Annotated in this window: 10 protein-coding genes; 4 read left to right on the top strand and 6 right to left on the bottom strand. The window is 53.4% G+C overall.

Features of this window, described 5'->3' with window-relative positions; translation table 11 throughout:
- Positions 1–7: 7 nt before the first annotated feature.
- The 3 genes from LC073_RS17390 to LC073_RS17400 are packed head-to-tail and all read right to left on the bottom strand — an operon-like array spanning position 8 to position 2,469.
- Positions 8–1,258, bottom strand: coding sequence for an NAD(P)/FAD-dependent oxidoreductase (locus tag LC073_RS17390; RefSeq protein ID WP_226648588.1), 1,251 nt, complete (start codon positions 1,256–1,258; stop codon positions 8–10).
- Positions 1,258–2,034: an SDR family NAD(P)-dependent oxidoreductase gene (locus tag LC073_RS17395; RefSeq protein ID WP_226648589.1), complete on the bottom strand. Its 777-nt coding sequence runs from the start codon at positions 2,032–2,034 to the stop codon at positions 1,258–1,260. Before LC073_RS17395 ends, LC073_RS17390 begins: the two co-directional genes overlap by 1 nt.
- A 3-nt stretch (positions 2,035–2,037) precedes the next feature.
- A complete protein-coding gene (locus LC073_RS17400; protein WP_226648590.1) occupies positions 2,038–2,469 on the bottom strand; it encodes a nuclear transport factor 2 family protein in 432 nt (143 codons plus the stop codon).
- Between the two features lie 147 nt (positions 2,470–2,616).
- Here LC073_RS17400 and LC073_RS17405 point away from each other — a divergent pair, with 147 nt between their 5' ends.
- Both LC073_RS17405 and LC073_RS17410 read left to right on the top strand, forming a co-directional pair.
- On the top strand, positions 2,617–3,234 hold the full coding sequence (locus tag LC073_RS17405) for a sigma-70 family RNA polymerase sigma factor (RefSeq protein ID WP_226648591.1): 618 nt from the start codon (positions 2,617–2,619) through the stop codon (positions 3,232–3,234).
- Positions 3,235–3,241: 7 nt separating this feature from the next.
- Positions 3,242–3,925 (top strand): ChrR family anti-sigma-E factor, encoded by a 684-nt coding sequence (locus tag LC073_RS17410; protein WP_226648592.1) that lies wholly within the window; start codon positions 3,242–3,244, stop codon positions 3,923–3,925.
- A 150-nt stretch (positions 3,926–4,075) separates the two neighbouring features.
- Here the strand turns inward: LC073_RS17410 and LC073_RS17415 are convergent, their stop codons facing one another.
- On the bottom strand, positions 4,076–7,588 hold the full coding sequence (locus tag LC073_RS17415; protein ID WP_226648593.1) for an indolepyruvate ferredoxin oxidoreductase family protein: 3,513 nt from the start codon (positions 7,586–7,588) through the stop codon (positions 4,076–4,078).
- A gap of 573 nt (positions 7,589–8,161) precedes the next feature.
- On the opposite strand from LC073_RS17415, the gene LC073_RS17420 reads away from it, so the two are divergent.
- Together LC073_RS17420 and LC073_RS17425 are read left to right on the top strand one after the other, a co-directional pair.
- Positions 8,162–8,644 carry an Lrp/AsnC family transcriptional regulator gene (locus LC073_RS17420; RefSeq protein ID WP_152456185.1) on the top strand — a complete coding sequence of 161 codons (483 nt, stop codon included), beginning with the start codon at positions 8,162–8,164 and terminating at the stop codon, positions 8,642–8,644.
- Positions 8,645–8,842: 198 nt separating this feature from the next.
- Positions 8,843–9,295 carry a hypothetical protein gene (locus LC073_RS17425; RefSeq protein ID WP_226648594.1) on the top strand — a complete coding sequence of 151 codons (453 nt, stop codon included), beginning with the start codon at positions 8,843–8,845 and terminating at the stop codon, positions 9,293–9,295.
- A 49-nt stretch (positions 9,296–9,344) separates the two neighbouring features.
- Here LC073_RS17425 and LC073_RS17430 read toward each other — a convergent pair whose 3' ends face one another.
- Positions 9,345–11,006 (bottom strand): D-arabinono-1,4-lactone oxidase, encoded by a 1,662-nt coding sequence (locus LC073_RS17430; protein ID WP_226648595.1) that lies wholly within the window; start codon positions 11,004–11,006, stop codon positions 9,345–9,347.
- Between the two features lie 58 nt (positions 11,007–11,064).
- Complete coding sequence (locus LC073_RS17435; protein WP_226648596.1) at positions 11,065–12,927, bottom strand: carotenoid oxygenase family protein; 1,863 nt, start codon at positions 12,925–12,927, stop codon at positions 11,065–11,067.
- Positions 12,928–12,977 lie beyond the last annotated feature (50 nt).

Consider the following 12,977-nt stretch of genomic DNA (forward strand, 5'->3'; position numbering starts at 1 on the left):
TTCCCCTTCACCAGGTTACCCCCAATCCCTCGGCGACCCGCAAAGCGCTGCTCACCCCATCCTCATGAAAACCATTGGCCCAATAAGCACCACAAAACCAACTGCGGTTTACCCCATTAATGCGCGTCCATTGCTGCTGGGCACGAGTGCCCGCGACAGAAAACTGGGGATGAGCATATTCAAAGCGCGCAAAAATCTTTTCTGGAGCGATACGTTCCTCGGCATTCAGGGTGACACAGTAAGTTTTATCTGTTGCCAGCCCCTGCAAAATATTCATGTTATAGGTAAGCACCGGTAGCGCATTGCGCTCGGCACCTAGCCGGTAATTCCAACTGGACCAGCTGCGCCTTTGCTGCGGTAATAAACTGGTATCCGTATGCAATACCACGCTGTTGCGTGCGTAGGGAATGGCACTAAGCAGTTGCCGCTCCAACTCAGAGGCATCTTCAAGACACTCCAGCGCCTGGTCCGAGTGGCAGGCGAACACTACCTGATCAAAACTGAACCGCTCACCCGTGCAGGTCAGCAGTTCCACATTTTGTTCCCTGCGCCTGACAGAATGCACTTTAGTAGAAAGCCTAACCCTGTCGGCATAGGGCGCACTCAGTGCGGGAATATAAGAGCGAGAGCCCCCTTTAATCACTCGCCACTGGGGCCGTCGCACCAGGTTTAGCAAGCCGTGATTGAAAAAGAAACGCACAAAAAAACTTACCGAAAACTCGAGCATCTGCGCCACACTGGCCGACCAAATCGCCGAGCCCATAGGAACCAGATAGCGATGGGCAAATTCTGCCGAGTAACCATTCGCCGGCAAGTACTCTCCCAGGGTCAGGCCTTCATGCAAGCGCCCCTCGCGCCAGTCTCGCGTGGCCGTACGATTAAATCGCACTATGTCCCACAGCATGCGCCAGTGACCGGCGCTTAGAAGGTTGGAGCGTTGAGAAAATAATGTATTGAGGTTATTGCCGGCATACTCATAGCCTTCCTGATCGCAGCGCACACTGAAACCCATGGAGGTCGGCTGGGACTCGATGCCCAGCTCATCGAGCAGGCGAATAAAGTTCGGGTAGGTCCAGTCGTTATACACAATAAAACCGGTATCGATGGCCAGGGTGCAATCACCTTCCTGCACACCGACCGTCGCAGTGTGCCCACCCAGGCGATCCTGCGCTTCAAATACGGTGATTTCGTGCTTGCGGCTCAAAAGATAAGCCGCCGTCAGTCCGGCGATCCCGCTGCCGACAATCGCGATACGCATCAGCTCTTCCTTAAGGTACGAATCCTGCTTATTTTTGTTGTGCAAAAACGAAACCAAAGGGAACGGAAAAATCCCAAAAAACGCAGTGGCAAACTCAAGCGCAACGGAAAATCGATAACAGACTTTCCGCGAGCCAGCCCCTCCTCAATAAATTCCGCTGCCCGCTCTGCACTGATTAAAAAAGGCATGGCAAAATCGTTTTGCGCGGTAAGGGGAGTGTCGACAAATCCCGGACGGACCAGCACGACCTTGAGGTCTGTATGGCAAGTATCCGCACGTACCGATGCCAAAAAGTAATCGAGCGCGGCTTTGGAGCTGCCATAGGCCTCCGCTCGTGGAAAAGGTACAACCGAAGATAAGCTGCCCAGTGCCGCAAAAAGTGGAGAAGTGCTGGCAGCCAGCAGGGGTAAAGCACAACGCAGAGTATTCACTACGCCAAAGAAGTTGGCGTCGAACACCCGCCGGTACATAGCGGTTTCTAGCTGTAAATCATTGTCATATTCACAAGTGCCGGCACAGGCGATCACCCCATCCAGGTGATCAGTTAAATCCTTCAGGCGCTCAAATGTAGAGGCCGTGGCACTGTCATCGGCCACATCGCAATCGAGTATGCGAATGCGTGTGGGAGCAAACTGCTGCAACTCCGCCAGTGCTTCACGCCGGCGTCCGCTGGCAATCACAAAATTATTGTGATCGGCAAGACGCAGAACCAGGGCTCGGCCGATACCGGAACTGGCACCCGTAATCCATAGTATCTTGTCGCGAATTTCCGCCACCGGTCAGCCCTGCCCCAGGCACTGTTTAATTTTGCGCACGAGAGAACCCAGTAGCGGCACCTGTTCATAGACCATCGCTCCCATGTCGTAAAAATCTTCGTGATAAAACACTTTGTCGGAAAAGCGCACCAAACTGCAACCGCGCAAGCGCAACGGCCGACCACCTTTCAAAGACTGGTGCGCATAGTGCATATACCAGGGCAGGCAAGCACTATCCTGGGTAATCGAAGCCTCTTCAAAGCGAAAACGGCACTGGGTGAGCCCACGGCTCATACTAGAGAAATACGTTTTCAGGGCGGGTAGCCCTTCAATCCGGTGCAAAGGATCACGGAATACAATTTTATCGCTGTATATTTTCGATAGCTCGGCGGGGTCTCTAACCAAAAAATCCTGATAATAGGATTGGATTTCTTTTACCAATGTTCGGCTGCTCATCATCCCTTCCACTGTAATCCCCAGCGTTATCCCTATGATTTACGTTAGCCTGCTGACGGCAGATCACAGCGCCAAAATAAAAAAGCCCAATCCATTTGCTGCGCACAAGCGTAGTAAAAGATCGACATCACAGTAGAGAGCGCTAATATGGCGCATAAGCTAAGACACAACGGCAATGGAATTGCGGTGAAAGCTTCCCAGGATTACAAGGATGACTGGAGCAGGCTACTGACGCAGGTTGGCGCCCAGCGCGATCGCCAGGCGTTCGAGCGTGTATTCCGACACTTTGCCCCGCTGATCAAGGGCTTCCACCACAGCCGCAGCACTCAGGCACTCAATGCCGAAGCGGCGGATGAGCTGGTTCAGGAAGTCATGCTCAAGGTATGGCATAAAGCCCCCTGTTTTGATCAGGGCAAAGCCTCGGCCAGCACCTGGATATTTACCATTATGCGCAATTGCCGTATCGATATGCTGCGCCGCAGTCAACGCCACCAAAATCGTGACAGCGATGTTGATGTGGCCGATATCTGGGATGAAAACCTGGAAAACCAACCCCTGTTATTTTTGCAGCACAAACGCAACGAACGTGATATCGCCGACGGCCTCAACGCCCTGCCCGCAGAGCAGAGCCATATTTTGGAAAAGGCCTATATGGAGGGAAAATCCCACAGCGAAATTTCCGAAGAACTGCGCCTGCCCCTGGGTACAGTCAAATCCCGCGTGCGCCTGGCCATGAAAAAATTACAAGCCAGGTTCGTCAGGTGAACCTCGAATGATTCGCCACCACCCGGACGAAAACCTCCTACTGGAATACGCCTCCGGCAGCCTGGCCCGCGGCCCCAGCCTGGTTGTTGCGGCCCATGTACAGATGTGTGCCGACTGCCGCTCCCAGTTATCTACCCTGAATAATCTCGGTGGCTCTCTCCTCAACGGAAGCCCCGCACAACCCCTGCAAGCCAATGCTTTCGAGCGCCTGATGGAGCGCATCAGCCAGATTCCAGAGAAGATCATTCATAAGAGCGAAGATACCCCCACTCCAGTACCGGTTGGCAGGGAGCCGGCCATGGATCACTTGCCCAAAGTCCTGAATAAACTATTGGCCAGCAACCCTAACCGGCGATGGAAGACCCTGACCCGGAACCTGCAAATGTGTCGGCTCAAGTCTGGGCAGAGGGATTACGAGGTGGCTTTTCACTGTCTGCGCAGTGGCAGTGGTCTGCCAAAACACGACCACCGTGGGCAGGAGTTCGCCCTGGTACTGCACGGCAGCTTTTCCGATCACAACGGTATTTATGGGCGGGGGGATTTCGTCTTGCGCGAGCCGGGGCAGGTACACAGACCCATCGCCACTCAGGACATGGATTGCCTGTGCTTTTCTGCAGTCGCGGCCCCGGTATCCCTTACGGGAATCCGCGGTCTGTTCCTCAACCCGCTGATCCCTTTCAGGCCAGGTTAAACCCAGGCAGAACTCTGCTTTTGAGTTATTTAAAACCTGTATCCAGGTTATCGGCATCCATGCCTCAAGCGCATTCCTTGTCAAATTCCCAGGCTACGATCTATGCAAGTATGAATTTTTACTTTCGCCTTCTGACACTTTCTAAATAATTCAAGAAACTGCTGCCGGCTCCTCTACCCCATTGCGAGCGGAAAACTGAGTAAACAGCTTCTGCCAGCGCTCCTGCACCAGGGCAAACTTCTGCTCGCGCACATGGCCGTAGCCACGCACCTGCATGGGTATCTCCAGCAGCTCACGCGCCGCGGCGATATTATCAGTGCTCAGCTGGGCCGCCACCGATTCCACCGCTTGAGCCACTTGGCGGGCCCAATCGCGCTCGGCGCGGCGCTCTTTGGTGTAACCAAATACATCCAGCACGGTACCGCGCAGTACTTTACCCCGCGCCAACAGCGGCATTAAGCGGCCCATCCAGGGGCCAAATTGCATCTTGCGCACCCGACCACTGGCATCAGGCCGAGCCAACACGGGCGGAGCCATATGGAATTTCAGGGAGTAATCGCCGCTAAACGTCTCGCGCAGTTGGCGCTGGAAATCCTCACCACTGTACAAGCGCGCTACCTCGTACTCATCCTTGTAGGCCATGGCTTTGAACAGGCTGTTAGCCGCGGTGCGGGTCAACTCCCCCGCCGTGCCGGCCAGGGCCGACTCCGCCCGCTGCAGCGGCGCAATAGACTGTGTGAATTGTCGAGCGTAGGCGGCATTTTGGTATTCACCCAGTTCACTGCTCAAACGCGCGATCAGTTGCTCTACCGACTCCTGAGGCTCAATCATTTTAACTGGCTGCGCCGGCACCGCCAGTTTTTCAATCGCCCTCGGATCCGTCGCCAACAAACGCCCCGCGCGGAATGCGCGCAGATTGTTTTCCACTGCGACACCATTCAGTTCGATCGCCCGCTCCAGTGCCGCCTCACCAATAGGCAGCAGCCCTTTCTGGCAGGCGAAGCCCATGATCATCAGGTTACTGGCGACGGTATCGCCAAACAGTGCCTGAGCGTATTTATTCGCATCGAAGGCAAAGTATTCGGCACACAGGGACTCAATGCTCTGCTGGGTGGCATCTGCCGGGAAGGCCAGCTCGTTGTTTCGCACAAACGCCGCTACAGGTACCTCGGCCGTATTGACCAGCGCGCGCATTTTGCCGGTAGCAAACTTGGGGCGCTGACCGGCAGCAGTGACCATATCGCAACCGAGCAGTAGCTCGGCGGCGCCATCACGGATACGCGCAGTGGTAATGGCCTCTGGGCGCGCGCCCACTTTTACGTGAGCAACCACCGCGCCATTCTTTTGTGACAGGCCGGTGAAGTAGAGCGTGGTACTGCCTTTATCTTCCAGGTGCGCGGCCATTCCCAGAAGTGCGGCCACGGTAAGTACACCGCTGCCGCCGATACCGGCCACCAAAATACTGAGTGGCTGTTCCAAGGCGGCCACCGGCGCCGCCGGTAAATCGACAATGGCAGCATCCAGGGACTCGGCCAGGGACTGCACCGGTGGTTTTTTTAGTTTGCCCCCCTCGACAGTGACAAAACTGGGACAGAAGCCATCGGCACAGCGCATATCCTTGTTGCAGCTGGACTGGTTTATCTGACGTTTGCGTCCATAGGGGGTTTCCAGCGGCTCCACGGCAATACAACTCGACTGCACGCTGCAATCGCCACAACCCTCGCATACGCGCTGATTGATCAGCAGGCGCTTGGGCGGGTCCACCATCAGCTTTTTCTTGCGGCGGCGGCGTTTTTCTGCGGCGCACACCTGCTCGTAAATAATGGCGGTGACACCGGGCGTTTCACGCAGGCGACGCTGGACGGCATCCAGCTCTGAGCGGTCCAATACTTCCACCTTCGCCGGCAACTGGCCGCGGTGCTGGTGCCAGTGATCGGGGTTTTCACTGAGCAGGACCACCTCACCCACCCCCTCAGCCAGCAGCTGCGCGGCCAGGCTGGGAGCATTTACTTCGCCATCGGCGGGCTGGCCGCCGGTCATGGCTACCGCATCGTTGAGCAGGATCTTGTAGGTGATATTGACCTTACTGGCCACCGCCTGGCGAATAGCCAGCAGACCGGAGTGATTATAGGTACCGTCACCCATATTCTGGAAAATATGCTCGGCACTAGAGAAACGATGCAGCCCCACCCAATGCGCGCCTTCACCACCCATATGGGAATAGGTATCGGTGCGCAGCCCCTTGCCCAGCGCCATAATGTGACAGCCGATACCGGCGCTGCCGAGACTCCCCTCCGGCAGCTTGGTGGAGGTGTTGTGGGGGCAGCCAGCACAGAAGATCGGCTCCCGCGCCAATAGACCCTGGGTACGCTGCGGCACATTACCGCCCAGCTTTTCTGCCAGTGGAATCAGTCGCTGCGCGAGATCGGTGTCCGCCAGCCACCGGGCGATGGCCTTGGCCACCTGGTCCGGGCCAAACCCCCAGATCGCCGGTAGCAGGTCTTCACCATTGAGATCTTTCTTACCGACCACTTTCGGGCGGCGGCCATCTTCCCAGCCATATAAAAGATTCTTCAGCTGGTCTTCCACCAGTGGGCGTTTTTCCTCAACCACCAGCAGGCGCTCCATGCCATCGGCAAACTCACTGATACCGCGGGGCTCCAGGGGCCATGACATCGCCACCTTATAAATGGCAATCCCCGCCTGGCGCAGGTCCTCTTCACTCAGGTTGAGGAGCTGCAACGCCTCGAGTAGATCCCCGTGGGCCTTGCCGACCGTCACGATGCCAAAGCGCTTGCGCTCGGCCTTGTGAGTCGTTCTATCCAGGTGGTTGGCATAGGCGAAAGCCCGCGCCGCCGGCAGGCGTTCCTCCAGCATACGGCGCTCATATTCCAGGCGCTCCGCCGGCCAATTAAGGTACGGATCGTAATTCAGGCCGTGCGCGGGAATGGGGAAATCCGCCGGAATGGCGAACTGTGGCAGGCTCGGAACCACCAGGGAGGCACCGGCCTCAACCGTTTCGGTAATCGCTTTGAAGCCCACCCACAGGCCGGAAAAGCGCGACAGGGCAATACCGGCGAGCCCGAGGGTGAGATACTCATCGATACTGGCTGGAAACAGCAGCGGCATCATGACCGATTCAAAAATCTGATCGGTATTGTGGGAGAACATGGAAGATTCAGCGGTGTGGTCATCGCCACACAACGCCAGTACGCCACCGAGCTTGGCGGTACCCTGGATATTGGCTTGGCGGAACACATCCGCGGTGCGATCCACCCCATGGCCCTTGCCATACCAGATGGAAAAGACCCCATCGCGAGTGGCCTGCTTGCGGTAATGATCGATCAGCTGGGTACCCCAAATATTGGTGGCCCCAAGATCTTCATTGATACCCGGCTCGAAGTGAATATCGTGCTCAGCCAATAACTTCTTGTGCCGCCACAGGGATTGGTCGTAACCACCGAGGGGAGAACCCCGGTAACCGGAAATAAAGCCCGCAGTATTCAGGCCCGCCAGCTCATCCATGCGTTTCTGCATCAACGGCAGGCGTACCAGTGCGTCGATGCCGGTCAAAAAGACCCGGCCAGAATCGCGGGTAAACGCAGCCTTGAGAGAATACTCTGTATCAAAGCCCAGCTCCTGATCGCCTTCGACCATTGCCATGGGTACCACCTATTTGTTCATTATTGCTTTTCTTTTGCCCGGTTCGATGGCGGCTGTCACAGTGCTTATTTCATCTCAACACTCAGGGAGCCAGTCGAAAGCCAAACCGAGGCATCTGCTTGGCCGCTAAAATTAACACCGCCCGGCCAAGCAGGTCATACCAAAATAAGCCTGGCTAGGGCATAATACGGACACAACTCGCTAAAGATCATAAGCTACTAGCAACAATTCACTCAAAAAGCCGTTTTTTTGGGGATTCATCGAATAGGAACTTCACGGGGATGTCGCTGCGGGATACAAACTGATCGATCCCCCCACATGACCTTTTTCCTCGCTCGCTGGACGACAAATGGAAAGGCAGAATGAACGAATGCATGGTGGCTGGTCACCCAGCGCTGAGCTGGCGAGCGAATGAATATTGATAACAAAGAATAAACGGTTTCACGGCGCTGCAATAAAACAGGATAATTGCCCAGACAGGATTCAACCGGGATGTTTTGCCATGCCGGCTAGGCAGTGAAGCGGCCGGATAATCCGGTGTTCGTTCAGAGAGAAGAGATACGGAAAAAGACCATGGCCTATTTACTGGATGCCATTGATAAAAAAATCCTGGAGATTCTCCAGGAAGATGCCACTATCCCCAATATTGAGCTGGCAGAAAAAGTCTGCCTCTCCCCCTCCCCATGCTCACGCCGGGTCAAGAACCTCAATGAACAGGGCTTTATCAAGCGCGCCGTGACCCTCTTGGAGCCGGAAAAAGTAGGGCTTCCAGTCAGCGTCTTTATCCAGGTCACCCTCAACCACCAGGTGAAAAAAGAGCTGCAGGATTTCGAATCCGTTATCGGCCAATGGCCGGAGGTTATGGAGTGCTACCTGATGACCGGCGACTTCGATTATCTGCTCCGGGTTGTGGTCCCCAACCTGCAGGCCTACCAGGAGTTTCTCGATAAAAAGCTGACAGAGCTGCCGGGAATTGACCATATTAAGAGCAGCTTTTCCTTAAAACAGGTGCGCTACCGTACCGAGTTGCCGTTGGATCAGTTGTTGGAGAAATAAATTTAGTAAGGATTTTTGGTTCCCACTTCTCCAAAAAACTGTGGTGAATCACTCCCAGACTTATCAGCGCCTGTTTTACACTCAGGCGCTTGTTCAAATTCGAACCCTACCTTTATTAACGCCATGTCTATCACAACACAACTTAGGCTGACCTACAGAATAAAACCTGCACATAAGAAGTTGTTACAAGGGAAATAGTTGGAAAAATTAATCAGACGAGTCTTACTATTTGCCTCAATTGGCGGTGGTTCGATTGGAAGTATTATGGTTGCAATAGATATTGCAACTTCAGATCAATTGACCAAGGAAACCGTAATTAGTAATGGCCTGCTAATAGTAGTATTTATATACACAGTGTATGCAGGCTTACAATTTTCACGATCCAGATCAAGCATTAAGAATCTTACCAGGGCTTTTTTCCTGCAAATCCCCTGGATTACCTCTCCTATCATCAGCTTTAAAATTGCCAGCGGCATAGGTGCATCCTTTGCAATTATATATTCAACTCTAAATTACAAATACCGCCTTAGCTTGGGAGCCGATTACACACTTTCTTTATACAGTGACCAGCCCTTGGGAATTGGAATTAATTTAGCTGCGGTAAGCTTCTTGATTTTTATTCAGCTATACAAAAACCCCTCTGAAAATTAAAAGGGTCGGGGGCTGGCTTTAACAGCCAACCCCCTCAACAAAGATAGTCTTAATCCGCCTTACAAATCCGCGCCTCAGAATACCAACTACCGGCCTGACAAGTCGCTCCCTGCTCACAGTGCTCATCGGTTCTGCAATAGCACTGACCATCGGCATTACAATGTGGCGTCAGGTAATTCTCAAGTGGATCTTGGCCACTGACGCGCTCCCAGAACGGATTGGTAAAGACATTCTCTGGGTCCAGCTCTGCCTTGGCGTCGAGGAATTGAGACCATTTCGGGAAGCGTGAAGGCATATCCTCAAAAATAGCCACCGAGTTCTTACCCCAGTGCGGCCTGGCACCATACTTGCGCAGGGACATCTGTTCAATTTCCAGATTCACAAAGTAGTTTTTCGGCACCGCCTCACCACGCTGGCGAAGGGTGTACTCAATTCCTACGAAAGCGGTATCGCGCCCAGCACTCATTCCCAGGTAGCTATCGGAGGCCTTGCCAAAGCGGAAATAAATACCGTTCAAGGGGAAGCAAGTGCGCTCACTGTGGGCGATAATCTGGCGCACATCGGCAATCCAGTTGGGCAGCTCCTCAAACGGAATGGCCACTTCCTGTAAGGCAATCGGCAGCTTGTCCCAGACACAATTATTCGGCTCCTTACAAACAAAATGCTGCATCAGGTCCGCATGGCCTGTGGGCTTAATCAACTTCTTAAAGCCCGTATTAACATCGCGGAAGTAGGAGCTGGAGCGGGCCGTATAGCGCAGAGACGCGGCAAAGCACTGTAAGGCTGCGCTGTCGGCCTCATGCAGGCTGTCGAAGATAAGGCGAAATAGGTACTCAGAAAAATCGGAAACATCCGCCTGAGCATTGTAAGCATTGCCCTTGGTACTCAAGGGCACCTTGTTATAGGTGGTTACCGTATAGCGGCCCAATCCAGGGAACCAGGCAATATTTGCGGAATGGTTATCTCGGGCAAGATCCAAGACAACATTTTCCAGGTCGCTATCATCCCGGTGCCCCTTCACTTTGGCCCGCACCTTATAGCCCGGTTCTGCTTCGATGGTGACTTCAACCACAACCCCCAACACGCCCAAATTAACCCGTGCAGCATTGAGTAGTTCACCATTAATAACACGTAGATCCCCCTTACCATCAACGAGCTTTATCTCGGTGACATAGTCCGAGATCATATTGCTCTTCTGGGTAAAGGTAGAACCGTGTGTGCCGCTACCGAGCATCCCACCAATCGAGAAGATTGCCAGCTCGGTGACCATAGGCACACTGAGCTCATGCTCACGCAAGTAGGCCGCCAAATTATTAAAGCGCATGCCGGCCTGTACAGTTACCAAGCGGTTTTCTTTGTCCAGGCTAATCACCTGATCCATATTTTCCAGAGTGATTTGCACCTCTCCATTGCCGGCACAGGCAGCGTCTATCTGGCTGTTAAAACGCCGTGTGCCAGTCATCACCTTGCGGCCTTGGGCGGCTGCATCGCGCACAATTGCCTGCACCTCAGCAATCGTTGAAGGATCGTGAATAACCCCAGGAAAACACTCCTGAGTCTCCTGGTAGTTTTTTATAACCTCTGGTACATCTATGGGGGGTGGTAACTGCTCCGCCGAAGCCCCTGCAGCAAAAAACAAACCTGCCGCACATAAAAAACTGGTGGCCCGGCGCAACAAATGACATCGCCTGGAGAGTAGTTGATGGTACATGCCTTTGTTTCCTTGTTGTTGTATTACAGAGTCGTTGTATTCCAACTAATTAGAAAAATTAACCAAACCTTGGTAGCAGCTCCCGGTTGATAATGTCCTGAACATTGCGACTGTGATCCGGCGCCTTACCGCGCAGGAAGTCCCCATATCCAGAGCGATAAGCCGTGGCGGGGCGGCGACTTATAGAAGGCACCCATAGGGCATGGTTGGTAGTGGCGAATTCCAGGGAGTCACTGGCGAGGATACAGAGTGGCCCCCTACTGAGTGCAGCGGCATCGAATATCCAAAATTCTTTGCCGTTGGATTGAGCACCACTCGGATATTTTCGGACAACGGCGGCTATCAGGTAACCATCATCCTGAGCGGTGGACCCTGGTCGTGCCATAAACTGCGGAGTGCGCATCACACAATCATCGGGGAACTGATAAGCATCGGCAATTTGCATACGGGAGCAATCCATATGCACCAAAGCAGATGGCCTGCTTTGCTCGGGCATATCCCAATAGCTATATAAACGTTCAGGGTAATTGCGGTATGCCCAGGATACGCGCATTGAAACCAAATCGGGACGGTAACCCACTGCGGCCCAATAAAGATGCTCAAAGGTATCAGGAAACTGGAAGTGGCCACGATAAGCTGGGTCATTCATGTCCCACAACAGATTTTCATCTCGAATAACCTGATAGTCTTCCTTAATCTCCCGCGCGAAGTCGGAGGTTACCTGTATCCGTGCCCGCACCAAGCCACCGACATCCACCGGTGCTGCTGGATAGCCGGACAGCCATTTCGGTACCAGCCCGCCCTCCTGGAATATCTCATATCGGAATAACTGCTCAGACTTATCCATGGCCCCCATATACTGGCCATAGAGGGTGATTTCACCAGCGCTATCATCATAATTACAAACAATATCCGAAGTATCGAAGCCCAACTCCAGATAATCGGCAATAATATCTTCGCGCCCAGGCACCATATCAGATTTGCGTAACACCCAGCAGCGGGTGCTGTGCTCCTGCGGCAATACGATATGAGTACCGAGAATGCGGGTAGACTCCACCCTGGCCGCTGTCTCAAAAATAATGACATGATTGCGCGTAACTCCCAGGGAGTGAGAGCTGGCGGCAATGTAGGCGTTGTTTCCCTGACGATCGCGAATATTCCAGCTTTTAAAAGTCCCCTGCTGATCCCAGGAGATCAGGCGAATAAAGCCCGAGCGCCCGGAGTCACCCATGCTGCCACCATAATTTATGGTGATACACTCACCCGAATCCAGATCAAAGAAGGGGTGGCCTGTGGTACGAATTTGCGGGAATAGCCACTTCTTTGGCGTTAGGTTATCGAGCAGTGGCGGCAGGCTGGATTCCCACTCATCCACTTCACCAATAGGCGTTATCATTTCCAGTGTGGTCGCATCAAATTCATAGGGCATTCCACCCTCGTAGCTCATAGCAAAGCGGTTATCCCCCATATAATTGGGGGCCGTGTTGCAATAATTCATGAAACCCAGGTTTGCACTGGAATAGATCGTTCCCCCCAGCAGATTAAACTTGTCGAAACCATTCAAATCCTGCTCCTGCATAATTGCAGAGGCGGTTCTGATCATTTTTCGTGTAAAAGCAACACTACCATTACTAGCCCTACCACTAAAATCCAACCGGGTGAGCGCGCCTTTTCCGTTAGGGGTCAAATGATTAGGGGCGAGAGGGATACCTTCGGCCATCAGCAGGTGACCGGTGACATCATCTGGCAGGTTACCCTGAACTACCTTAAGAAAACCGGCTGAGTCCTGCAGACTACCGTGCATAATAGATTTCGGAAAATTCTCTAAGCGATTACTTGCCTGAGCTGTAGAAGATGTCATACCAGCAATAGGCAACGCAGAGAGGGCACCAGCGGCTTTAAGAAGATCGCGACGTTTCATTATTTTCCTTGTAATAAAAACGGCCGACTGCTTTACCTGACCTTTTGCTT

Origin of the sequence: Microbulbifer variabilis (assembly GCF_020524905.1) — a bacterium.
GTDB lineage: Bacteria > Pseudomonadota > Gammaproteobacteria > Pseudomonadales > Cellvibrionaceae > Microbulbifer > Microbulbifer variabilis_A.

What these genes read in the sequence shown, in the direction of transcription:
- LC073_RS17390 (WP_226648588.1), bottom strand. Translation starts at nt 1,258, where the DNA reads ATGCGTATCGCGATTGTCGGCAGCGGGATCGCCGGACTGACGGCGGCT.
- LC073_RS17400 (WP_226648590.1), bottom strand. Translation starts at nt 2,469, where the DNA reads ATGAGCAGCCGAACATTGGTAAAAGAAATCCAATCCTATTATCAGGAT.
- LC073_RS17405 (WP_226648591.1), top strand. Translation starts at nt 2,617, where the DNA reads ATGGCGCATAAGCTAAGACACAACGGCAATGGAATTGCGGTGAAAGCT.
- LC073_RS17410 (WP_226648592.1), top strand. Translation starts at nt 3,242, where the DNA reads ATGATTCGCCACCACCCGGACGAAAACCTCCTACTGGAATACGCCTCC.
- LC073_RS17415 (WP_226648593.1), bottom strand. Translation starts at nt 7,588, where the DNA reads ATGGCAATGGTCGAAGGCGATCAGGAGCTGGGCTTTGATACAGAGTAT.
- LC073_RS17420 (WP_152456185.1), top strand. Translation starts at nt 8,162, where the DNA reads ATGGCCTATTTACTGGATGCCATTGATAAAAAAATCCTGGAGATTCTC.
- LC073_RS17430 (WP_226648595.1), bottom strand. Translation starts at nt 11,006, where the DNA reads ATGTACCATCAACTACTCTCCAGGCGATGTCATTTGTTGCGCCGGGCC.
- LC073_RS17435 (WP_226648596.1), bottom strand. Translation starts at nt 12,927, where the DNA reads ATGAAACGTCGCGATCTTCTTAAAGCCGCTGGTGCCCTCTCTGCGTTG.